The following is a 22024-nucleotide window of genomic DNA, read 5'->3' as shown; positions in this document are numbered from 1 at the left end:
CTCGCTCATTCGAAGGCCAGTTGAGTTTTCCATTCTCAAACCTTTTGTACAGTAACCAGAAGCCCTGTCCATCCCAATAAAGGGCTTTGAAGCGATCTTTTCTTCCACCACAGAAAAGAAAGACTTGGCCTGAGAAGGGGTCCAATTCAAATTCCTGTTTCACTAAGTAAGCCAAGGAATCAATTCCTTGCCTCATATCTGTTTTACCAGTTATCAAATGAACCTGACCTAAATCGCATAAATTTATCCTAGTGAACGAGCGAGAATCTACCATATCAATCTCCATCCTGATGATTTATAAGATTAGTATAGCTAGATTTCTAGTTCGGTTAAAGATACCTTGTTATTGGGCGCTTACAATATATTTACTTTTCCTATTCCCCACATAAAAAAACGACAACCGAAGTTGCCGTTTAGTATTTTATTAATTTGGGTAGATGTAGGTAACTGTACCTTGTGCTGTTGTTGGATCGAAAGTCCCACGGTAGTTACCGATTTGTTGGATACCGTTGTAGTTTGACTCATAAACTTGGATAGCATTGTTTGATTCAACAGCTGTAACGTAAGCTACGTGTCCATAACCACCATCGTTCCAAGATGCTACCGCACCAACTTGTGGTGTTGTACCTGTACGGAATCCTGCTGCTGCAGCTGATGCAGCCCAGTCACCACCGTTACCCCAGTAATCACCAACCCAAGGAGCCATTACTTTAACACCCCATGTACATTGACCAACTGGGTAGCTTCCTGAAGTGTTATAGTTATAAGTTGGTGTAATAGAACCTGTTTGAGCTTGCGCTGCTTGTTCAGCTGCTGCTTGCTCAGCAGCTTGACGCTCTGCCTCAGCTTGTGCTGCTGCTTGCTCAGCAGCTTGGCGTTCTGCTTCTGCCTGTGCCGCTGCTTGCTCAGCTGCTTGACGTTCTGCTTCTGCTTGTGCCGCTGCTTGCTCAGCTGCTTGATGCTCTCCTTCAACTTGTGCTGCTGATTCAGAGCCTTGAGTTGATTCTACTGCTGGAGTCTCTACAGCTTCAGAGACTTCTGAAGCTTCCACTACTGGTGCTGCAGCTTCTGAAACAGGGGCTGCTGGTGCACTTGAAACAAGGTTAACCACTTCAGCTGCTACAGCTTCAGTTGAAACAGGGGTAGCCTCTACAGGTGCTGCTGGTTCTGAAACTGGTGCTGCTACAACTGGTGAAGCTACTTCCGCTACTGGTGCTGCAACTGGCTCTGCAACTTCTTCTACAACTGGGGCTGCTGGTGTTGCAACAGCTTCAAATGAAAGAGGTGCAACTTCTGCTACTGGTGCTGACGCCTCAACTGCAACTGGCTGCGCATAAACAACACCTTCACGTGGCCAAACCGTATCTTGACGAAGTTGTAATCCAGTACGGAACTCTGAGTCTTCAAGAGCATCAATCAACAATTGTGAGAATGCTGCGTTTTTCTCTGAAGGATTCTTCTCAGTCTCTGCAACTGCCTCTTCAGCAAATTCTTCAAATGTATCCAAGACATTCCCTTGGCTACCAGTTACACCAAACAATGATGTAAGATCATCCATTGTTGGAACAGTAGTCGTAGAAACTGCTTCAGCAACAATATCACGCACTTGACTTTGCAAAGATACTCCTTGTGTTTCAGCTGTAACTGCTTGAGCCTCCAATGCAGAAGCTCCTGCTACAGATCCAAGAACTGCAACTCCAGTGACTAATTTTTTCTTTGTTTTAAATGCCATATTTAATGTTCTCCTTTAAGTCGTTCGCTGATTAACAAAACGGGTAGCGAACCAATCCAGCTTAACTAGCTAAAGAAAGTATAGCAAAAATCAGACCGCCTGTCCGTTACGAAAAGATTACAAAAGATTAATAAACCGTGCCACTACTTGTCACTTGTTTCAATAGTCTCTTCTACAACCTCTTCTTGTTCAACATCTACAGCTGTCTCCTCTACAACAGGTGTATTCACAACTGCCTTCAAGGCTGTCATTTCAAAAGTCAAGTAGACACCATCGACATCTAGCACCATCTTATTAGATTCACGGTCAATCTCATCGATAACTCCATATAACCCACCGATGGTCACAATTTCAGTCCCTTTAGCCAGACTAGCCATCTGTTCTTGACGTTTCGCTTGTTGTTTCCGTTGTTGGCGTTGCATAAAGAAAAGTAATCCACCAAAGACCAACATCATCCATAAAAATTGTAAATTCATTGCATACTCCTTTTTTCTACTTACCCTACTATATCAAATCCCACTCCTAGTGACAAGAAAAGGGTGATGAAGAACCGGATTAAAACCTAAAAAACCGGCCCAAAGGGCCGGCACTTTATCTTAGAGAGCTGAAATTTTTGCTTTTGTATTTTCAAGGTTAAAGCCAAATTCGTCGAGAACTTTTCCAGCTGGGGCTGATGCTCCGAAGGTATCAATAGCTAGGACATCTCCATCTAATCCAACATATTTATACCAAGACAAGCTAGCTCCCATTTCAACCGCTAGACGTTTACGAACAGCATTCGGTAAAACTTCTTCTTTGTAAGCTACATCTTGCTGGTCAAAGACATCGCTAGATGGCATGCTGACTACACGCACCTTCACTCCTTCTGCTTCCAACTCTTTAGCAGCTTTAACAGCCAACTCTACCTCAGAACCAGTCGCAATGACAATCCGATCGAAGTCTGCTGCGGTCTCGTAAACCACATAAGCACCACGCGCCACCTTATCAAAATCTGTTCCTTCTTGAACTTCCAAGTTTTGACGAGTCAAGACAAGGGCAGTTGGAGTAGATTCACTTGTCAAAGCCTGATACCAAGCAGCCTGTGTTTCACGCGCATCTGCTGGTCGGAAGACATTGAGGTTTGGCATTGCTCGTAAACCAGCCAAATGCTCGATTGGTTCATGAGTTGGACCATCTTCTCCGACAGCGATAGAATCATGCGTGAAAACATACGTTACAGGAAGACCTTGTAGAGCTGCCAAACGCATTGCTGCTTTCAAGTAGTCTGAGAAAACAAAGAAGGTTCCACCATACACACGAAGTCCTCCGTGCAAGCTCATACCATTCAAGATAGTTCCCATAGCAAACTCACGCACACCAAACTGGATATTACGGTTCAAACGATGAGCAGCGTCTTGCAATCCATCTTCTTTGATATAGGTCATGTTGGAATGAGCCAAGTCCGCAGAACCTCCAAGGAAGGTTGGTAGAACTGCTGCTGCGGCATTAAGCGCATCTTGGCTAGAATTCCGAGTCGCTTGAGAAAAACCTGCTTCATGAACAGGAAAATCTTCAGGCTTAATCGTTACTGGATCACGTCCTTCAATGATAGCAGCTACTTCATCTGCTAATTCAGGATGAGCCTCTTTATAGGCAGCTACCAAAGCCTCCCATTCAGCGTAAGCTGCTTGACCACGATCTACAACATTTTCTTTAAAATCTGCATAAACTTCTGCTGGCACTTCAAAGGCATCATAGTTCCATCCAAGTGCTGCACGTGTTGCTGCTGTTTCTTCAGCTCCTAAAGGTGCACCATGGACGGCATTAGTTCCTTGTTTATTTGGAGAACCGTGGCCAATCACGGTCTTAACCTCAATCAAGGATGGCTTACCAGATTCTTTTGCACGAGCCACAGCTGCTTGAATAGCTGCCACATCTGTTCCATCTTCAACCAAATCTGTATGCCAACCATAAGCTTGGTAACGCGCCTTGACATCTTCTGTAAAGGAGTCTTTTGTTTCTCCATCAAGGTTGATGTCATTGGAATCATATAGCACAATCAGTTTTTCAAGTTTTTGCAAACCAGCATAAGAAGCTGCCTCAGCTGAAACACCTTCCATCAAATCACCATCTCCTGCGATAACATAGGTATAGTGATCAAAAATTGGGAAACCATCACGGTTGTATTTCGCTGCTAAGAAACGCTCCGCTTGGGCAAATCCAGTTGCCATTGAGATTCCTTGACCAAGTGGTCCTGTTGTTGCATCAACACCAGCAGTATGACCATATTCTGGGTGACCAGGTGTTTTCGAACCCCATTGACGGAAGTTTTTAATTTCCTCAAGGCTTACATCTTCAAATCCAGATAAATGAAGTAGCGCATATAGAAGCATCGAACCATGTCCTGCTGACAAGATAAAACGGTCACGGTTAATCCAGTTTGGTTGTGCTGGATTTAGACGCAATTCTTTTGTAAACAATTCATAGGCCATTGGAGCAGCTCCCATTACTACCCCTGGGTGACCTGATTTAGACTTTTCGATAGCATCAATACCTAAAAAACGAATGGCATTAACGGATAATGTTGTCATGGTGTCCTCCTCTAATCGAGATCGCAAAGCATTTTTTCCAAAACTATTATATGAAAATTATCCGCATCTCGCAATCGATACGGATAATTCCCAACTATTATAGAAGCGCCTTAAATTGAATGTTAGAGTCTTCTAAGAAGTAGTCATCAAATCCACGTGGGTGGTGGTATTCAATCTTATCTTTATCCATTGGATAAGTGTACTTACCGCCGACTTCCCAAATGAATGGATGGAATTTGTAATCAAGACGCTCTTTACGCATCTTCCAAAGCTGGAGAATTTCATCAGTTGATGCCATAAAGTTAGACCAGATATCGTAGTGAACTGGAATAATTACCTCAGCCCCTAGATTTTCTGCCATCCGAAGAAGGTCAATCGAAGTCATCTTATCCTGAATTCCAATTGGATTGTCACCATAGTTATTGATAGCTACATCAATCTTGAAGTCACGTCCATGTTTAGCAAAATAGTTAGAGAAGTGAGAATCCGCACCATGGTAGATTGTACCACCTGGAGTTTCAAAGACATAGTTTACCGCTTTGCGGGCCATCAATTCATCTGTAACTGGAAGACCAGCAAGACTACCACCATTTTCTTCATAACCATCAATTGGAAGAGTTACCAAACAAGTACGGTCAAAAGATTCAACGGCATGAACTTTAATGTCTTTAAATTCGAAGCTATCACCTGGTGCAATGCGGATAATCCGATCCGCCGGTACTCCCCATTTTTCCCAAATGTCACCAGACTCAACTGGACCAACAAATTTCACATGGTCCAATTTTGGATTGTTAATAATTGCAGCTGCTGTATTAATATCCATGTGGTCACTATGCACATGCGATACCATGTAATAATCCAACTCATTAATCGCAAAAGGATCGATAACCATCGGCTGCACACGCAAGTTTGGTTGTAATTTGCGAACCCCTGCCATATTGGCCATCTGATGTCCCCAAACCATATCTTTCACTTTCTTAGTAGATTTTCCACGGGAAGACCATAAATCCATGACTACGTTGGCACCACCAGGTGTCTTAATCCAAACACCACAGTTACCCAACCACCACATAGCAAAGTTACCTTCGGCAACCACTTCTTCTTCAATTTCTTCATTCAACCAAGTACCCCATTCTGGGAAAGTTGACAGAATCCAAGATTCACGTGTAATGTCTTTTACATTAGCCATTCATATATCCTCCGATTTCTTTTATAGATATAGTATAAACTTAAAAACGGTTTCAAAAAAGCCCAAAAGGAACACAGGAATGTGTTCACTCTTGGACTGAGAAAAAGTCATAAACCAATACCAATCCCTAAAAAATATTAGCCAATATTTTCTAAACGAGCCAAATCTACTTCTAATTGTTCAACAGAAGCAGGATATTCCAATGCTAGATACTCTAAACTTGGAAAATAAGACAATAGTTGTACTAAATCCAATTCACCTTCAAAAAAAGAAGCCACTCTTAGAACTCCATCCTGATTACGGAAATTCTTGCAATGAAGATAACTTGTTAAATCTCCTAATATCTCCGCTGCTTCTACGGTTGATTCCCCAACAAAGGCCCAATTCCCCGTATCAAATACAAAAGATATCGGTAAATCTAACCGCCGAAGCAATCCCATCACTTTTTGACAATTAGAAATAGTCGCAGCATCTGGATCCTGATTATTTTCAATTCGAAGATTCATATCAGAAGGAAATGTCTTCGCCCACATCACCAACTGTTCCTCAGATATAGCAGAACCATCTCCAATATTCAGTTTTAAAAATGGAGCACCTAAAATTTCTGCCACCTGACAATGACGGACGATGTCTGGATTCACAAAATCTCCTTGCAAAAAATCCACATTTGCACTGTAATAAAGAGCAATTCCTAGCTTATCTGCCTCTCTTCTTATCTCATGTAATTCATTCAGTTCCCCTGTTAAAAAATCACTACGAATCTCGAGACGCTGTACCCCCAATTTCTGAACCCAAGGGAGAAGGTCAACTTGACGATACCCTTGATCAAGTTGCGCTTGAAAAGCAATGGTATTTAAAATAATTTCTTGTCTCTTCATGATTCCTTCCTTCTTAAAGTTGTCAACTGTTTCCAAACAGGTTGCATCGCTATTAATAACTCCTTATACACCGTATATTTTTCCCTATAACGCTTACTATTCCTATCATTTGGTAAAAACTGTTTTTCAAGTACAACCATACGCTCAACCGTTTCAGCTAAAGACAGATTTGTCACAGCCTGATGACAAGCAATCGCTCCTCCTAGACCTCCCAATTCCCTAGCTTTGGGAACTTCTACCGGTAATTCCAAAATATCTGCAAACATCTGCATCCAAGCTTCTGAATTAGTTCCTCCTCCCGAAAGACGTAGAACCTGAGGAGAATGTCCTAAAGAATCCGTTAACTGTTCGATGTGCTGTTTATGAGCAAACACAATTCCCTCATAGACTGCTCGGATCATCTCCGATTTACTAGACTGGGTTGTTAAACCAAAAAAACAGGCTTGAGCTGGCTGTCCAACATTACTTCCATATAGGAAGGGACAAAAAAGAATATTCGCAAAATCTGCATTCGTTTCTTTCAAAAATACTTCTAAAGTATCATAGATAGAGACATCTCCTCCCTTTAAATGCTCCATTTCCTCCATCAATAACATTTTCAACATAATATCCAAGTTTCCAGCAGAGGTAGGGCTGCTAGCCTCCACCAAATAATCCCCTGTTGGAAAGTATGAATTCATTAACCCACTGTCTAAATTAGCCGCTTTCTTACTAGGATAGCTATTAATATTCCAAGTGCCTGCTATAACACTAAAAGTCGTCTCATCTAAAACACCTGATCCCAGTGCACAAGCATCAATATCGAAAAGACCACCAATAACAGGAGTTCCTTCTGCCAACCCTGTCTGAAGAGCTGCTTCTTGACTAACACCACCAACAATTTCCTTATAATCGACTAACGGGGGCAAAATTGAAAATAACTCATCAATCCCAAAAAACTCTAAGATAGTAGGATCATAATTCCCTGTTTCAAAATGAATCCAGTGGTTTCCAGACGCATCTCCGATCTCTTGCTGAACTAAACCCGTCAACTTAAAGCGTACATAATCTTTAGCAGATAAAACCGCACCAATTCGCTCATATATCTCTGGCTGGTGATCCTTCAACCATCGTAACAATACCGGTGCCTGTGAAGCTACAACATGCTGATGGGTCCGATTCCAAAGCAGACTCACCCGATTTTCAAATTCCTGTGCAAGAGCACTAGCACGACTATCTGCTGATAAAATACCTGGTATAAATTCGTGATGCTCTTTATCCAATACATAGAGCCCTTTACCATGTCCAATACATGCCACTGCTTTAATAGCTGCCGCATCCAAGCCTGATAAGCGAATACTTTCTCGAATTGTATGAGCAATAGCGGTCCAAGTTTCTCCTAAATCAACCTCATAAAAACCTGACTCTACCTCTTTCCGTTTGGTAGCAAAGGAAGACACTGAAATCTCTTCTCCACAATCATCAAAGATGATAGCTTTGGTAGTCGTCCCCCCATAATCTAAACATAAATAATAATTCATCTTATACCCCTCCTAAAAACAGGAAAAGGTTGGAACACTTGCCCAACCTCCTGACCTTTTTCTTTACATTGTGAAAGAAAAACATTCCCAATAGGACTTAGAACTACAGATCTAAATCCCTAGTTGCAGGATCTACTGCTTGATGATTTGCTTCTACAGCAGTTGGTTTAAAATAAACCCGTTCTGCATTGTTATACAATACATCTGCTAACTCCTCTTGTGTAAATAAATCACTAGCTTCTAACCACGTTGCTAACTCTTCATAAGTGTTAAAGGTTGCAGACCATGGTGCATCGGTTCCCCAAATTAACCGCTTTGCTCCCAGAACTTCTTTAGCAATTTGAACATTCGCTCTCGATTTAGGGAATGGAAACTCATCTAGGCGATCAATATCTTGAATCGCTGAAAGATCCGTATAAATATTCTCGTAATCTTTCCACATTAGAAGCTCTGCTCTCAAACGATTAGGCGTAGCAGCATGAGGGAATGAAAGATGGCAAACCACAAAATCTAAACTTGGATAAAGCCGAGCTAGATTAGCAATCGCATCCGGTTGATGACTAATCTGATCAAAATTACCATAATCAACTGTTACTACAAAGCCAGGATAGTCTAAAAGATAGCTTAAAATAAGACTCACATGGGGATCCGTATCCAATCGGAAAGGTGTTTTTTGACCACGATAACCATGAATCCCCCCTCCTTGACTAATTTCAAATTTAATAGCTCGAAAACCCAAATCCTCTACATGACGCTGAACAATTGCCATTGCATTTTCTGCATAAGGATCGACCGCAAAAGCACCTGTAAAACGTTCTGGATAACGCTTCATAGCAAGATAAGTGTAGTAATTTTGATAACCATTCAAATGACCTTGCAAAATAACTGCTTTTTCTACATCATTCTCATCCATGTATTTTAAGAGAGATTCTGCTAAAAAGTTTTTATCTCCATATCCATCTTCAATCAGTTTAATAACCTCGCCGTCATCCCACACAGCATAACCATCTCCAAGAGCATTCAAGCGACCTTTTCCATTAAAACCTGCAAGAGCATCAACAATGTGAGCATGTCCATCAATTTTTTTCATGTAAACTTCCTTTCTTTTTAAAACGCTTACATTTTTAGCGTTCATCTATTAGAAAACCAATGACTAACCGACGCTATTCTTCTGCAAGGAAGATTTTCTCCGTACTACCTTCGAATCCACTATTCTTATCTGCCATAACACGAAGATAGTTATAAATACTTTCACGCTTAGTACGTAAAATAAAGAGGAAGACAAGGTAAATAAGTACTGTAAGCCCAATCAAAAGTGGATTTCCTGAAATCCAAGCGAAGAAAACAAGTGCAGTCAACGGGTGGGCAAGGAGGTTGAAACTCATAATCAAAACAACTCCTTGTGGAAGTACAGATCCATATTGCTGAACAGCTTCTGTATAAATAGGACCAAGAGCACTTGCTGCATACAATCCAAGAGAGAACCAAACAATCCCATTTAGAATCGCTTTTAAAATATTCCCTTTAGAGACTGCAATCATCGCCTCAATCATAAAAGGAATAGCAATCAAGTCAACAACTGGAAGAGCCCTGTTCCCAGGAAGCAATAAGGATACTAGAACCATGATTGGAACTAAGATCAAACCTGCAATGATCGTAGCAGGCTCTCCGAATCCTACTCCATCATCCACTGCAATAAACCAACGTTTTTTATCTGCAAGAGTATCCTCGACCTCACTCTCCTGTCTCTTATTTTTCTCAACAGCTTCTGCAAGAGGTCCAAAGGCACTAGCAAACACCCCAGTAATCAAAGGAAAGACCGTCATAACCGCAGCAAGAGACATGGCAAAGCCCAATATACCACCCCAAGCATCTAAACTGCCTAACTCCTTCAAGCTTCCCAAAATTCCAATAATCAAACCGAGGATAAACCCTAAAGTCATAGGTTCCCCGAAGATACCCAACTTGGTTTTTAAAGATTCTGGATTCAACTTGACCTTATTCACCCCTAATAGATTCCAAAGTGGATCAAGGATTAAAGCTGGGACTAACGTTTCAATATTGTGAATAGAATTAATCGTCGCATTTTTAACACCATAATAATCCGACCAACGATCCGCAATTACCTCTGACATAATCAAAGAATAGAGAAGAACAAATACCATGAACGCAAAGGAAAGAGCAAAATTTCCTGTTGCTGCATAGGCCATCGTTCCCCAAACCATATAGCCAAAGTTATTCCAAAGGTTGGATGGGACAAAAACCCTCGTAATACCAACTAAAAACAGTAGCAACTCAATTAACAAACCAAACACAAAGAAGGATAATCCAATAGATGAGGAAAAAGCTGTCAAAGAGCCTGTCTGCCAACCAATATCCACAATAGGAAGATTCAAACCTGCCGTCTCGACCATCTGCTGAATATACTTTGTAACTAACGGAGTAAAAGAGGAAATAATCCAACCAAATCCTGTTAATCCTACACCAGCCCTGAGAGCACTAAATAGTGCTCTCTTAGGACTAACTTTTAAAAATAGACTAACAACAAAAATCATCACTGGAACAACAATGGATGCTCCAAAAACATTAAAGAAATTCTGCAAGGCTGCTAACATAAGGCACCCCCTACTTATTCACAACATTTACTGGCTGACCAGCGAAGTAGGATAAGATATTATCAGCGGCTTCTTCAGCCAAAGTTCGACGCCCCTCAATTGTACCAGTTCCAGCATGTGGAGCCATAATAACATTATCTAGGGCACGTAGCTCCTCAGCAACATTCGGTTCAAATTCAAAAACATCCAATCCCGCACCAGCAATTTGACCTGTTTTAATAGCTTCAATTAAATCTTCTTCAGAAACAATCGGACCACGTGCTGCATTCACAAGATAGCTCCGATTCTTCATTTTTTGGAAAACTTCCTTATTAAATTTATGCTTAGTTGATGGAAGAAGCGGAGCATGAATTGTAACAACATCTGCTGTCTCAACTAATTCATCAAAGGTCACATATTCCACACCAAGCTCAGCTTCTTTCTCTTCTGGCAACCGGTAAACATCATGATACAAAACTTTCATCCCAAAAGCTTTGGCAAAGCCAGCAACAGTGGAACCAATCCGTCCCATACCATAGATCCCCAAAGTCGCTCCTTCCAAAGTCAAACCTTGGTAGCGTCGCTCACTCGGATCAATCCATTCACCATTCCTAACGACTTTATCATAAAAAGAAAGACGCTTCGTAGCAGCTAACAAAAGACTGAAGGTCATTTCAGCTGTAGGAACACGAACGGCCTGTGGTGAATTCGAAACAGTAATACCTTTACTCTTGGCATATTCAGTATCCACATGATCAAATCCAACCGCATTTAAAGAGATAATCTCAAGCTTTTTGCCAGCATCCAGCATCTCTCGATCTCCTTTTTGCCCCATTAAAAGCCAAGCATCATATTCTCCCAAATGCTCTAAAACATAATCACGTGTAAATGGCTCTCCCTCAGAATAGGTCACATCACACTCTGCCATCAATTTGGTCAAACCTTCCTTTGGAACAATTCCTGTTACTAATACTTTTTTCTTCGACATTTCTTTCTCCCCCTTATTTTATAAACATTGATACAATCCAACTTCATGGCTGCCATTATTGGCAGAAAATAGATACGCTTTCCCCCCCTTTTCAAAGGCCAGGCAATTACTAGATGCAACTCCAGCTTCAACTAAGATTTCTCGATAATCCCCGTTTTCAAAAGTAAATGCAAGAAGATCTTTACGACCGTCTCGATAGCCAAAAATCAGTAGATCTTGGTTCAACAGTCGTCCAGCCCAAATAGCATGTCCAAATGGGGTAGATTCTCCGTATGAAAATAATTCTGCCTCAAAATTCTCACTTAAAATCCGGAAACGATCTCCGTGAAAACCTTGAATGAGCACATTTTCTAATCGCCCATCCCTATTTAGATCTAACTGAACTATATCACTGGTTTCTTCCTCAAACAACTGGGTCAGTAGCCAATCCCCTGTCGAACTAGAATCCGGAAAATCTAAACGGAAAATTCCTTCAACACCTGTAATCAGAGAATAGGCTCCCTCTAACGATCGATAGTATCCATGATTCTTCTTCAGTCGCAATGGCAAAGTCCGAATATCCATCAAAGAATTCGAAGCAATATCAAAAGTTCCCACAAATATTTTTCCATCATCAGACCAATCCTCAACAAACTCCTTCGAGTTAGCTATGGTACAACCGACGAATAGAATTCTACCTGTCCGATCTTGAATTAAATCAAAGCGATGTAAATACGGAAACTCTACCAATTCCTCCACTTGCCACTGTCCGTCTCCTATGAAATGACCGTGGACAATTCGACATTCCTTAGCATTAAAACCTGGGTAAAACCGTTGCGTTGCTAAAAAATCCATAGTCCCTGGAATTTGAATAATAGACATTGTTCCACCTACATCTGACCAGACCAACGATTTTTCAAAATTTTCATTGACATCATATGCAAAACAAGCCTGTTCAACTTCTGAAGCAACTAAGAGATAGTCATGATTTTGATCATATAGCCGAGCAACTGCATAGCAGGATTCCAATTTATCCTCTAAGATTTTTATAAAATCCATCCATACCCCTTTCTAGTGAAACGGTTAACTAATATTGTAAAATTTTTAAAGATAAATAAATCTTTCCAGATTAACAATCTGCGGTTAACCGTTTCACTTACCTTGTATCTTTATCATACACTATTTTAAACTAAAAAACAAGCGCTTACATAGGAAATCGTTTCATTTTTCATTTTGAATAGGAATAAAAAGCAGTCTTAATTGAATTAATTGGTAAACTGAACTTTACAAAGCAAATAATAATTGTTCATACTTTCTTCAACAACTGTGCAAAGATAAGGTCCATAAAATTAGAGTATAACTGCTCTTTGCTTACAACTTGAAAAAGAATCTGGACACAAACCCGTTTTAAAATCTATACCTTCTTTCCTATTCCAATATAAAAACAAAGAGATACTGGCTGTAAGAATTTATTCTCTCAGCTAGTATCTCTTTGTTTAAAAAGAATCTCGAAAAATCAATTCACTCGCAACTACCAGCCGCTGTGGTTCCATTACCTCATCATCCTGCTGCAATTTTTTCAACAAATGATCCGCTGCCACCTGTCCAATTCGATAGGAATCTTGACGAATACAAGAAATACTTGGATTTAAAACCTGCATCCAATCCAAATCTTCATACGAACCTAGACCAAAATCTCTTGGATATTGATACACGGTTCCATTAATAATTTTCATAAAATCCAAAAGAACCGGGCCATTCATCGTAAAAAAACCCAATCTTTTCTTAGAAGAAGCTAGCAAATCTAAAATACGCTCTTCACTTCCCTGCTCACCTAAAATCAATAATCGTGAAGCATCTGCTCCAACGACCTCACAAAAACCTCGATAACGTCTTTCTCGAGTCGATATACCTTCAATTGGATAGGATACAAAATAAAGCTCCTCGTATCCTCTTTCCTTCATTTTATATAAAAACTCCCTAGTTGAAGCAATATTATTCGATACAACCGTATCAACAAACATTTCCTGTGACTCACGGTCAATCATCACTGTTTTCTGAGGATTAAGCCGCTTTAAACTAGAGGCATTCGCATCAATTGGATCCAATAGAATACCGGACACATTTTGTTGAAGTAAGCGATGAATATTCTCAGCTTCAATCATCGGATTATCATCCGAATTTGTAAAGAGAACACTATATCCTTCCTTTTGACACCGATCATGTATCCCTTTCATAACAGATGAAATAAAAGGATTGGTGATATCTGCAATCACAACACCAATACTCTTCGTATCTTTAGTCGCCAAACTCTGAGCAATTTTATTCGGCTGATAGCCCGTCTCTTCAATCGCTTGCCGAATTTTTTCCTTCGTTACCAAGGACATCTTACTCGTATTTCCATTCAGATAGTAGGATACAGTCGCCTTGGACACTCCTACCATTTGAGCAATGTCTTTGATTGTAACCCTCGCCATCTAAACATCCCCCTTTGTCTGCTATTTGTAACTATCATAGCACTTTTTCAGGTAAGCTCCTATCAATCATCTAAAAAAACTTTATCAATTCCCATTTCTACCTCACTAATATCGAGACAAGCATCTTTCTCTCATTTGTCCAAAAAAACGGTTGCGACAAATCGCAACCGTTCATACTCAAGCTACCCTTCTTCCGATTGACTCAACACCATTCGTTGGCCGTATAGTTTTTCAATGCGGTAGCGGAGGTGCTTCATTTCCTCTGGAGAGGATACATATGGAGTTAGGAGTTTCTCTAGTTGTTGACGCAATTCCATTCCAGATGAAAAGGGGCCGGGGTCTTGGATGAATTGCTGAATCCGATAAATATCCCTCGATTCTAGGATTGGAGAGACTTGAAGCGTAGGGGCTTCCACTTCAAATCCTTCACTGGTAGTAATAACCAAATCTACCTCTAAGAGATCTTCCACACTACGGTATTGTTCGGTGGTGAAGACGGCATGAATCATTTCATTGGGTAAGTGGTATTGAATCTGCTTAAGCAGCATCTTTTGAATTGCAACACCTTCATCAGAAACCAGATAGATATGAAGAATTTCCTCTCCCTTATCCAATGGTGTTTTGAGGGCTCCTCCCATCTGGATACTGAGATCTGCAATGTCATCCTCTGTTAAATGAATACTCCAAGCTTCTTCTAAGAGGCTTGCGGTAACTCTACAATAAGCAAAAAGATCCGGGTACTTACTCTTAATCTGCTCCAATAAGGGATTTTTGCTAAAAATACCATAGCGCTTTCGAAAAAGCAGGGATTTGAAATGCATGGTCAACTGATTGAGAAGTTCCTCAGGTTTTCCAACAATGTACTTGGATTGATTTTGAAAATACCAAATATAATGTTCCAAGGTTGCCCGTAAATCAATAAAATCCTCACTCGTCGCATGCATGTCTACATCCTTGCGATACGATAATAACAGGATCGTCAAAATATCTACTTCCAGACAATCCAGAATAATCCCTTTTTCTTCTGCTAAACAAGTCGCTAAATGTTGCGCAGCTTGATATTCCACCCGTTCATGAACCTGGATAAAATCCGCCTGTAAAGCTTCTGTTTGTTCCAGATCCAAATTCATATTCCGATACGTTTGCAATAAGTAAGGAAGAATTTGAGTGAGAGAAGTCAGTTCTTGACGATTAATCCGTTTGCCAACAATCTTTTCCAACTGCGGCCATTCCTGTCTAGCAATTTGACCAAAATCGTCCAATAGATTCTCTAGATTCAATTTTTCTTTTACAATACTTAAAAAAGGAGCTGCTCCATCTGAAAAGATACTATAGAGTAAATGGTAAACGTATTGGACTTTAGAAAATGGTTGTGCTCGAAGGACATAGCCTTGCGATTTAGTGGTTGTCAGAGTCAACCGGAACTGATCTAAACGTAATAGACGACGCATCTCACTAAGATCGCTCAAAACAGTATTCCGAGACACCTCAATGAGTTGCTGCATCTTCTCAATTGTTACACGCTCTGTCGAAATTGCAATATAAAGCGTCAAGAGCTGAATACGCTCTTGGCTGTTTAATACATAAGTATAAGAATCAATCCGATCCAACAATTGCTGACAGGCTTCTTTCTGTTCTTGATTCAATAACAGACCAATCCGCGAACGAGGGACCAAAGGAGCCGTTTGATCAGGCAAGGCTTCATTTATCTTGTCTAAATGATAGTAGATTTTACGCCGAGACTGCCCCAAATTCTTAGCGATATCCGAAATCGTCTCCGGCGCAGTTAAGTGTAACAAGTGTTGCAACAAAGCGCTACTACTATGATCGATGGCCATTTCTTCCTCCTAAAATTCCACACTGGTATTTTCGTAAACACCTATGTTTAACAATATCATCCCCATCCAGCCCCCACAAGAAAGAACCACGATATTATTACAACTTTTAATATTACATTAAGAATTTTACCATTCTTGGAAAGGGATTTCAAAACATACGAACGGGACCAGGACTTGAGTCCTAATCCCGTCTCATCTCTTATCCTTTAATATTCCTTAGTGACCTTGCCCCTTCTGACCATAATAGGCATTAGGACCATGTTTACGAAGATAGTGTTTATCCATCAAGAACTGAGGTGCTTCTTCCACTTTCGGATTAATGGTCTCTGTAAAGCGAGCCATTTTCGCGACTTCCTCTAATACAACACTATGATATACCGCTTCTTCCGGTGATTTCCCCCAAGTGAAGGGACCATGATTGCGAACAACAATCCCCGGCACAGCCATTGGATCCAAATCCCGCTCACGGAAAGTCTCGATAATCACCGTACCTGTTTCCATCTCATAGGCGCGATTAATTTCATCCTCTGTGAGTGAACGCGCTGCTGGGATTGGTCCATAGAAGTAATCCGCATGCGTTGTTCCATAAAATGGAATGTCGCGACCAGCCTGGGACCAACCAACAGCTTCTGTCGAATGGGTATGGACAACGCCCCCAATAGCTGGGAAAGCCTTATAGAGTTCAACGTGAGTTGCAAGATCAGAAGACGGATTTAAATCTCCTTCAACAACCTTACCATCTAAATCTGTCACCACCATATTCTCAGGCGATAACAGGTCATAATCGACTCCACTTGGTTTGATAACAATCAAGCCTGCTTCACGATCAATTGCCGAAACATTTCCCCATGTAAATTTAACCAAGCCATGCTTGGGGAGTGCGACGTTGGCTTCATAGACCCGTTGACGTAATTCTTCTAATAGCATTACAAACCTGCTTTCTCAATCAATGGGTAAAGGAAAGCTTGAGCTTCTTGAATGGCAGCCTTGGTTTCCTCTACTGTTTCACAATTTTCGGACCACATTTCAATCAAGAAAGGCCCTTGGTAGTTAGTCTCTTTCAAGACTTGGAAGGTTCCTTCCCAGTCCACACAACCTTGACCAAAAGGCACATCACGGAATTGACCTTTGCTGGTCTCCGTTACCGGATATGTATCTTTCAAATGCAAGGCAGCAATGGAACGATGCCCTAGTAGGAATTCGGAATAAAAATCATTATGCCAAGCAGCTACATTCCCAGTATCGGGATAGACAAAAAGATACGGAGAGTTGATTTCTTGTTCAATCGCCAAATATTTTTCAATGCTATTGATGAACGGATCGTCCATAATCTCAATAGCTAGGATAACTTGTGCTTGTTCAGCCCAAGTACAAGCCTGACGAAGATTTTTCAAAAAGCGTTGCCGTGTTTCTGGTGATTTATCTTCATAATAAACATCATAACCAGCCAACTGAATCACTCGTACTCCCAAATCTTGAGCCAACTCAATACAAGCCTGCATGGTTTCCAATGATTTCGCTTCAAGAACGGGGTCATTAGATCCCAAAGGGTAACGGCGATGACCTGAGAAACAAATTGTGGGAATGCGAACACCTGTTTCATAAATTGCCTTTACAATCTCTAAGCGTTCTTCCTTACTCCACTCCAAGCGTGCCAAACGGTCGTCTGACTCATCAACAGACATTTCAACAAAGTCAAATCCTAACTCTTTAGCAAACTCCAAGCGTTCTTTCCAAGTAAAGTGCTTTGGCGTTGCTTTTTCATAGATACCAATTGGACGTGCCATAATCTACCCCCAAATTCGACGAATTTCATCCTTAAATTCACGTGCAGCTTGCGCAGGATTTTCTGCTTCTGTGATCCCTCGACCTGCAATAAAGGTATAGACATCAATACCTTCAAATAGTTTCAAGGTATCCACGTCCAACCCACCTGTCACAGACACACGGAATCCCATGTCCACCAATTTTTTCACCTTGGTCAAATCTTTTTCACCCCAAGTTTCGCCTGCAAGCAAAGCATCCCGAGATTGGTGGTAGATAGCTTGAGAAATTCCCGCATCCAACCATTGTTGAGCATCTTCATAAGTCCAGTTGCCATAAAGCTCTACCTGAATTTCACCAGTCTCACGCTCTGCCTGAATAGCTTTTAAGGCTGCCTTCATCGTTGGAATGGTTGCACTACAGATACAAGTCATCCAATCTGCACCGCGTTTTGCATTGTTCGCTGCAACAGTTCCACCTGCATCCGCACACTTGGTATCAGCTACGATGATCTTATCTGGAAATAGATTGCGTAACACTTCGACAAGCTCACTGCCCACTTGCAGCAAGCAAACTGTTCCCGCTTCAATAATATCCACTTCGTGTCCAACAGAAACAGCTGCTTTAATAGCTCCTTGTAAGTCTGAATGATCCAAGGCTACTTGTAAATTTGGAATATGTGTCATCTTTTTCTCCTTTGCTCTCCTTTAAACTATCAACGTCTCAGCTTAGCTTTCCAAGTCCAATCCTTCTAGATAAGGACTATTTTTAGATTCATCAATCATCGCCAATACTTCTTCTGGACTTTGGCAATTGCTCAAACGCTCAATAGAATTTTCCAATTCAAAAAGGGCGATAATTTGTGGAATCGCAACACTAGTATGAATTTCTGAACTAGTTGCTGCTAAAGCTAGAAGTACCTGTACTTCCTTACCATCTGAAAATGTAACCGGCTCTGTTAAGGTAATCAATGAGAATGAATCCCGTTGAACACCTGCTTCAGGACGAGCATGAGGCATAGCCATCCCTGGCATCAAAATATAGTAGGGACCATATTCTTCTGTTGATTCAAGAATAGCGTGGTAATATTCTTCTTTAACGGCCCCACTTTCGATGAGTGGATCAATCGACAAACGAACAGCTTCTTGCCAAGTATCTGCACTCAAACCGAGGCGAATAGAGTTATTTTCTGTCAAAGCTTGTGTTAGGTTCATATTGCTACCTCCTACTATAAAAAGAGGGAGCAGGAGAATTCTCCGCGCTCCCTTTTCAACTGTGATTAAAGAACTTGTGACAATTTTTCTTTAATTTCTGCGTCATCCATTAGGTTATCCAAGCCGATAATATGGCCATTGGTACGTCCTTCCAACTCATTTACCAAGTGGATAGAAGCAATAACAATATCATAGCTAGATGCCAAACCTTTCGCCTCACCCACACTACAAGAGTTAACAGTGAAGTCTGATTGACCAAGACCACGAAGGGCATTTTCAACCTTCATTTTGATCACCATACTGGATCCCATACCGTTTCCGCAAGCTGTTAATACTTTAACCATAATGATTCTCCTTTATTTTTTAATTTTCTGAAGGAATTTGACCTGCATAATAAGCTTCTTTATCTTTTGCTTTCGCAAATTGCAATTGAGGAATGATCAAGAAGAAGAGGCAGACCAAAACAAAACCGATAATACCAAGATATTTGAAAATATAAGCGAATGGTAACCATGGAATATCAAAGTCAATGTTTCCGTGGTAACCACCATAAGATGCCAAACCGAGAAGGGAAACCGCAATCGCTCCAGCCGCAACCTGGATCACACCAGAGATGAAGGAAAGGGTAAGGGCTGCTTTCCAACCACCACGCTTGTCCGCATAAACCGCAATAGCTGCGTTGTCAAAGAAGACCGGTACAAATCCTGTGATGATTAAGACTGGATTCTTGAAGACAATCAAGAGAACAATGGTTACCAATTGACCAAGGAGACCAAAGGCAAAGCCTGAAAGCACTGCATTTGGAGATCCAAATCCATAAGAAGCCGCAACGTCGACCGCTGGGAAGGAACCTGGCAATAGTTTGCTAGAAATACCTTGGAACGCATTGGTCAACTCAGATACGAACATCCGTACACCCTGCATCAAGATGAAGAGATAGACAGAAAAAGTAAAGGCTGTTTGGATAATATACATGAAGAAGGATTGCTTCTCTGCTACATACACAGTCCCTGATGTGATAACTTCCGCATTGGACATAATTTCAGGACCCAAGACTGCAAGAATTGCTCCGAAGAAAACCAACATCAAGGTCGCAGATGCTACTACGGTATCGTGAAAAATAGAGAGAAATTTTGGTAACTTCAAGTTGTCCAAATTTTCTTCCTTCTTCCCGAAGAAAGGAGCCACCTTATCGACAAACCAAATCGCAAATTGTTGTTGGTGACCAATGGCAAATCCACCACCACCAGTCAAGCGTTGAGTCGCCTCAACCGTCACATTCGAACTAACCGCCCAATAGAGACCACAAATCACACCGATAGCCAAGATACCCCAGCTGTTACGTAATTGCGGAACCAAGAGTAGAACAATCAAGGAAATGGTAGCCGCTTGTTGCACCATGATATGTCCTGTAATGAACAATGTCCGCACCTTGGTAATCTTGCGAAGAGCCACCAAGAGGATATTGACCCCAAATCCAATCAAGAGTGCTGTTGTAGCCGCTCCGACAAAGTCAGGGAAGTCTTCCGCAATTTTTGTATTGGCTGCGGTCAAACCAAAGTAAGGATCGATAACCGCCGCACCAATCTGGAACTTATAGTTCAAAGCTGCCAGAATCGGACGGAAGGTTGTAACCAGACCACCAGCGCCGACATTCAAAATCATGTAGCCGACCGTGGCCTTAACGAAACCTGCAAAAACCTCATGACCTGGTTTCTTCAAGAGGGCATATCCTACTAAAACGAGGAGACCTACGAAGAAGGCTGGATTTTGCAGAATGTTCTGCGAGAACCAATTGAGAATATTAATAATGATATTCATCTTATGACTCCTTTCCTAATTGTTCTGCTGTAATTAAAGTATACGCTTACATTCCGAATCAAAAAAGACCAAGAGTTACACAGACAAGTGTTCACTCTTGGATTGAAAGGCAATGAGCACTCCTCCCCAAACAGGAGATGAGCAAGATGTTTTAAGAAACATTCTTTTGGTAAAACCTAAAACTCTGCTATACTAAAAGTAATCTTTCCCAAAAAATAAAAAAGACTATTAGGAGATGATTATGGAACAAAAATCTGAATCCCATGTTTTAGGGATTATTGCAATGACCTTGGCGGTTATCACCTTACTCGGATCTTGGATCCCAATCCTGAATACTTTTGCCTTTATTCTTGGACTTGCTGCCCTTATTTTTGGAGTTATTGAACTTTGGATCAATCGTAAAAACAAGAAAACCTTAGGTATCATAAGCACTGTTTTAGCTGTCCTTGGTACCGGAATTTCCTTAATCACAATATCCACCTATGAGAGTTTCTTCGAAGAGTATCTTTACAACTACGAAACCTATTGGGAATCAGAGGAAACTACATCTGAACCCGATTTTACGTGGACCCAAAAAGATTATGACGACCTTGTTCTCGGCGATAGTACCACAGGAGCTGGAGGTAGCAACTTAGAAGACATTCGTGCTCGCTTTGGAGAACCAACTTCAACCAGCGACGGCACCGTCGAAACCAATTCCCAGAGTTTCCAAACAAAAACCTATTATTATGAAAGTAACCAAGTAGGAGACTACCGCTCCGTCACCTTGGCATTTGTGAAACAAGAAAATGGGGACTGGCTCCTGATCTCTAAAGCCGCAACCGACCTAGACATTCAACCAGAAGAACCAGAAAAAGAAACTGTTACCTAATGAGAAAACAATCATAAAACGCAGGAAATAACGTAAGCGCCCAATAACAGAGTATATTGACAAAACTCCAAGATTATAAGCAGATTGCTTTTAATCTTGGAGTTTTCTTTATCTACAATTCTCTTGGATTTTTGGAGCCCATGGTAAATAAGCCTCTAGAACCTCTTTTTTTACGAGAGTCTCCTCGTTTGGCAAATGTTCTAGAAGATAAGCTATATATTTTTCACTATCAAGTTGATGGACTTTGGCTGTCTCAAGCAGAGTCATGATAATAGCACTTGACTCTGCTCCCTCTAAACTTTGGGAGAATAGCCAATTCTTACGTCCCATAACCAAGGATTTAATAGCCCTCTCTGCCAGATTATTAGAGAGAACTAGACGTCCATCTTCCAATACAGTCTTGAATGTGGACTCATAATCCAAACTGTATTTAAGAGCACGGCCTAACTTAGACTCTGGTAGGACATACTGCTCCCGACACCAATCAAAGAATTCTTCCATCAAGGGACGGAGCTCTTCTTGTCGTTTTTGATGTCTGATTTCTGATTCTAGCTCCTCCCACTGTCTTTCTAAAAGAAACATCCTATCG

The 22024-nt window shown here is 41.0% G+C and carries 21 protein-coding genes; 1 reads left to right on the top strand and 20 read right to left on the bottom strand.

Going from position 1 to position 22024, the window contains the following annotated elements; translation table 11 throughout:
- The 19 genes from tnpB to E4T71_RS04830 all read right to left on the bottom strand — a co-directional run.
- The coding region (gene tnpB, locus E4T71_RS04920; RefSeq protein WP_245165706.1) for an IS66 family insertion sequence element accessory protein TnpB at positions 1 to 286 on the bottom strand (286 nt) is incomplete at its 3' end.
- Between the two features lie 138 nt (positions 287 to 424).
- Complete coding sequence (locus E4T71_RS04915) at positions 425 to 1732, bottom strand: CHAP domain-containing protein (protein ID WP_228062355.1); 1308 nt, start codon at positions 1730 to 1732, stop codon at positions 425 to 427.
- Positions 1733 to 1875: 143 nt separating this feature from the next.
- A complete protein-coding gene (yajC, locus tag E4T71_RS04910) occupies positions 1876 to 2208 on the bottom strand; it encodes a preprotein translocase subunit YajC (protein WP_135037647.1) in 333 nt (110 codons plus the stop codon).
- Between the two features lie 120 nt (positions 2209 to 2328).
- Positions 2329 to 4302 (bottom strand): transketolase, encoded by a 1974-nt coding sequence (gene tkt / locus E4T71_RS04905; RefSeq protein WP_135037645.1) that lies wholly within the window; start codon positions 4300 to 4302, stop codon positions 2329 to 2331.
- Positions 4303 to 4399: 97 nt separating this feature from the next.
- Positions 4400 to 5491 (bottom strand): L-ascorbate 6-phosphate lactonase, encoded by a 1092-nt coding sequence (gene ulaG, locus E4T71_RS04900; RefSeq protein WP_135037643.1) that lies wholly within the window; start codon positions 5489 to 5491, stop codon positions 4400 to 4402.
- 137 nt (positions 5492 to 5628) lie between these two features.
- A complete protein-coding gene (locus tag E4T71_RS04895; protein WP_135037641.1) occupies positions 5629 to 6369 on the bottom strand; it encodes a sugar phosphate isomerase/epimerase in 741 nt (246 codons plus the stop codon).
- The gene (locus E4T71_RS04890; protein ID WP_135037639.1) at positions 6366 to 7889 is read right to left on the bottom strand and encodes an FGGY-family carbohydrate kinase; all 1524 of its coding nucleotides are present in this window, start codon (positions 7887 to 7889) and stop codon (positions 6366 to 6368) included. The genes E4T71_RS04895 and E4T71_RS04890 overlap by 4 nt, the downstream gene beginning before the upstream one ends.
- A gap of 103 nt (positions 7890 to 7992) precedes the next feature.
- The gene (locus E4T71_RS04885; protein ID WP_135037637.1) at positions 7993 to 8979 is read right to left on the bottom strand and encodes an amidohydrolase family protein; all 987 of its coding nucleotides are present in this window, start codon (positions 8977 to 8979) and stop codon (positions 7993 to 7995) included.
- 73 nt (positions 8980 to 9052) lie between these two features.
- Positions 9053 to 10504, bottom strand: a complete 1452-nt coding sequence (locus tag E4T71_RS04880) for a PTS galactitol transporter subunit IIC (protein ID WP_135037634.1) — start codon at positions 10502 to 10504, stop codon at positions 9053 to 9055.
- Between the two features lie 10 nt (positions 10505 to 10514).
- Entirely contained in the window at positions 10515 to 11471 is a 957-nt protein-coding gene (locus E4T71_RS04875) for an NAD(P)-dependent oxidoreductase (protein WP_135037631.1), read from the bottom strand.
- 18 nt (positions 11472 to 11489) lie between these two features.
- Positions 11490 to 12509: a hypothetical protein gene (locus E4T71_RS04870; RefSeq protein ID WP_135037628.1), complete on the bottom strand. Its 1020-nt coding sequence runs from the start codon at positions 12507 to 12509 to the stop codon at positions 11490 to 11492.
- Between the two features lie 437 nt (positions 12510 to 12946).
- Positions 12947 to 13927: a LacI family DNA-binding transcriptional regulator gene (locus tag E4T71_RS04865; RefSeq protein WP_135037625.1), complete on the bottom strand. Its 981-nt coding sequence runs from the start codon at positions 13925 to 13927 to the stop codon at positions 12947 to 12949.
- A gap of 182 nt (positions 13928 to 14109) precedes the next feature.
- On the bottom strand, positions 14110 to 15765 hold the full coding sequence (locus tag E4T71_RS04860) for a transcription antiterminator (protein ID WP_135037621.1): 1656 nt from the start codon (positions 15763 to 15765) through the stop codon (positions 14110 to 14112).
- A gap of 216 nt (positions 15766 to 15981) precedes the next feature.
- The gene (locus E4T71_RS04855) at positions 15982 to 16692 is read right to left on the bottom strand and encodes an L-ribulose-5-phosphate 4-epimerase (RefSeq protein WP_135037618.1); all 711 of its coding nucleotides are present in this window, start codon (positions 16690 to 16692) and stop codon (positions 15982 to 15984) included.
- A complete protein-coding gene (locus E4T71_RS04850; RefSeq protein ID WP_135037615.1) occupies positions 16692 to 17552 on the bottom strand; it encodes an L-ribulose-5-phosphate 3-epimerase in 861 nt (286 codons plus the stop codon). The genes E4T71_RS04855 and E4T71_RS04850 overlap by 1 nt, the downstream gene beginning before the upstream one ends.
- Positions 17553 to 17555: 3 nt before the next feature.
- Positions 17556 to 18215 carry a 3-keto-L-gulonate-6-phosphate decarboxylase UlaD gene (locus tag E4T71_RS04845; RefSeq protein WP_135037612.1) on the bottom strand — a complete coding sequence of 220 codons (660 nt, stop codon included), beginning with the start codon at positions 18213 to 18215 and terminating at the stop codon, positions 17556 to 17558.
- A 42-nt stretch (positions 18216 to 18257) separates the two neighbouring features.
- Positions 18258 to 18743 carry a PTS sugar transporter subunit IIA gene (locus E4T71_RS04840; RefSeq protein WP_135037609.1) on the bottom strand — a complete coding sequence of 162 codons (486 nt, stop codon included), beginning with the start codon at positions 18741 to 18743 and terminating at the stop codon, positions 18258 to 18260.
- Between the two features lie 65 nt (positions 18744 to 18808).
- On the bottom strand, positions 18809 to 19087 hold the full coding sequence (locus E4T71_RS04835; RefSeq protein ID WP_135037606.1) for a PTS sugar transporter subunit IIB: 279 nt from the start codon (positions 19085 to 19087) through the stop codon (positions 18809 to 18811).
- 19 nt (positions 19088 to 19106) lie between these two features.
- A complete protein-coding gene (locus E4T71_RS04830; protein WP_135037603.1) occupies positions 19107 to 20564 on the bottom strand; it encodes a PTS ascorbate transporter subunit IIC in 1458 nt (485 codons plus the stop codon).
- 241 nt (positions 20565 to 20805) lie between these two features.
- On the opposite strand from E4T71_RS04830, the gene E4T71_RS04825 reads away from it, so the two are divergent.
- Positions 20806 to 21435 carry a DUF308 domain-containing protein gene (locus E4T71_RS04825; protein WP_135037601.1) on the top strand — a complete coding sequence of 210 codons (630 nt, stop codon included), beginning with the start codon at positions 20806 to 20808 and terminating at the stop codon, positions 21433 to 21435.
- Between the two features lie 108 nt (positions 21436 to 21543).
- Here E4T71_RS04825 and E4T71_RS04820 read toward each other — a convergent pair.
- On the bottom strand, positions 21544 to 22024 hold a 481-nt coding region (locus E4T71_RS04820; protein WP_135037173.1), incomplete at its 5' end, for a transposase.

Origin of the sequence: Streptococcus sp. WM07 (assembly GCF_004570525.1) — a bacterium.
Lineage (GTDB): Bacteria > Bacillota > Bacilli > Lactobacillales > Streptococcaceae > Streptococcus.
Note: the sequence above shows the minus strand (reverse complement) of the source record. Positions and strands in the feature narration are given on the sequence as shown.

Coding starts and splice junctions, on each gene's coding strand:
- E4T71_RS04915 (WP_228062355.1), bottom strand. CDS start 1,732: ATGGCATTTAAAACAAAGAAAAAATTAGTCACTGGAGTTGCAGTTCTT.
- yajC (WP_135037647.1), bottom strand. CDS start 2,208: ATGAATTTACAATTTTTATGGATGATGTTGGTCTTTGGTGGATTACTT.
- tkt (WP_135037645.1), bottom strand. CDS start 4,302: ATGACAACATTATCCGTTAATGCCATTCGTTTTTTAGGTATTGATGCT.
- ulaG (WP_135037643.1), bottom strand. CDS start 5,491: ATGGCTAATGTAAAAGACATTACACGTGAATCTTGGATTCTGTCAACT.
- E4T71_RS04895 (WP_135037641.1), bottom strand. CDS start 6,369: ATGAAGAGACAAGAAATTATTTTAAATACCATTGCTTTTCAAGCGCAA.
- E4T71_RS04890 (WP_135037639.1), bottom strand. CDS start 7,889: ATGAATTATTATTTATGTTTAGATTATGGGGGGACGACTACCAAAGCT.
- E4T71_RS04885 (WP_135037637.1), bottom strand. CDS start 8,979: ATGAAAAAAATTGATGGACATGCTCACATTGTTGATGCTCTTGCAGGT.
- E4T71_RS04880 (WP_135037634.1), bottom strand. CDS start 10,504: ATGTTAGCAGCCTTGCAGAATTTCTTTAATGTTTTTGGAGCATCCATT.
- E4T71_RS04875 (WP_135037631.1), bottom strand. CDS start 11,471: ATGTCGAAGAAAAAAGTATTAGTAACAGGAATTGTTCCAAAGGAAGGT.
- E4T71_RS04870 (WP_135037628.1), bottom strand. CDS start 12,509: ATGGATTTTATAAAAATCTTAGAGGATAAATTGGAATCCTGCTATGCA.
- E4T71_RS04865 (WP_135037625.1), bottom strand. CDS start 13,927: ATGGCGAGGGTTACAATCAAAGACATTGCTCAAATGGTAGGAGTGTCC.
- E4T71_RS04860 (WP_135037621.1), bottom strand. CDS start 15,765: ATGGCCATCGATCATAGTAGTAGCGCTTTGTTGCAACACTTGTTACAC.
- E4T71_RS04855 (WP_135037618.1), bottom strand. CDS start 16,692: ATGCTATTAGAAGAATTACGTCAACGGGTCTATGAAGCCAACGTCGCA.
- E4T71_RS04850 (WP_135037615.1), bottom strand. CDS start 17,552: ATGGCACGTCCAATTGGTATCTATGAAAAAGCAACGCCAAAGCACTTT.
- E4T71_RS04845 (WP_135037612.1), bottom strand. CDS start 18,215: ATGACACATATTCCAAATTTACAAGTAGCCTTGGATCATTCAGACTTA.
- E4T71_RS04840 (WP_135037609.1), bottom strand. CDS start 18,743: ATGAACCTAACACAAGCTTTGACAGAAAATAACTCTATTCGCCTCGGT.
- E4T71_RS04835 (WP_135037606.1), bottom strand. CDS start 19,087: ATGGTTAAAGTATTAACAGCTTGCGGAAACGGTATGGGATCCAGTATG.
- E4T71_RS04830 (WP_135037603.1), bottom strand. CDS start 20,564: ATGAATATCATTATTAATATTCTCAATTGGTTCTCGCAGAACATTCTG.
- E4T71_RS04825 (WP_135037601.1), top strand. CDS start 20,806: ATGGAACAAAAATCTGAATCCCATGTTTTAGGGATTATTGCAATGACC.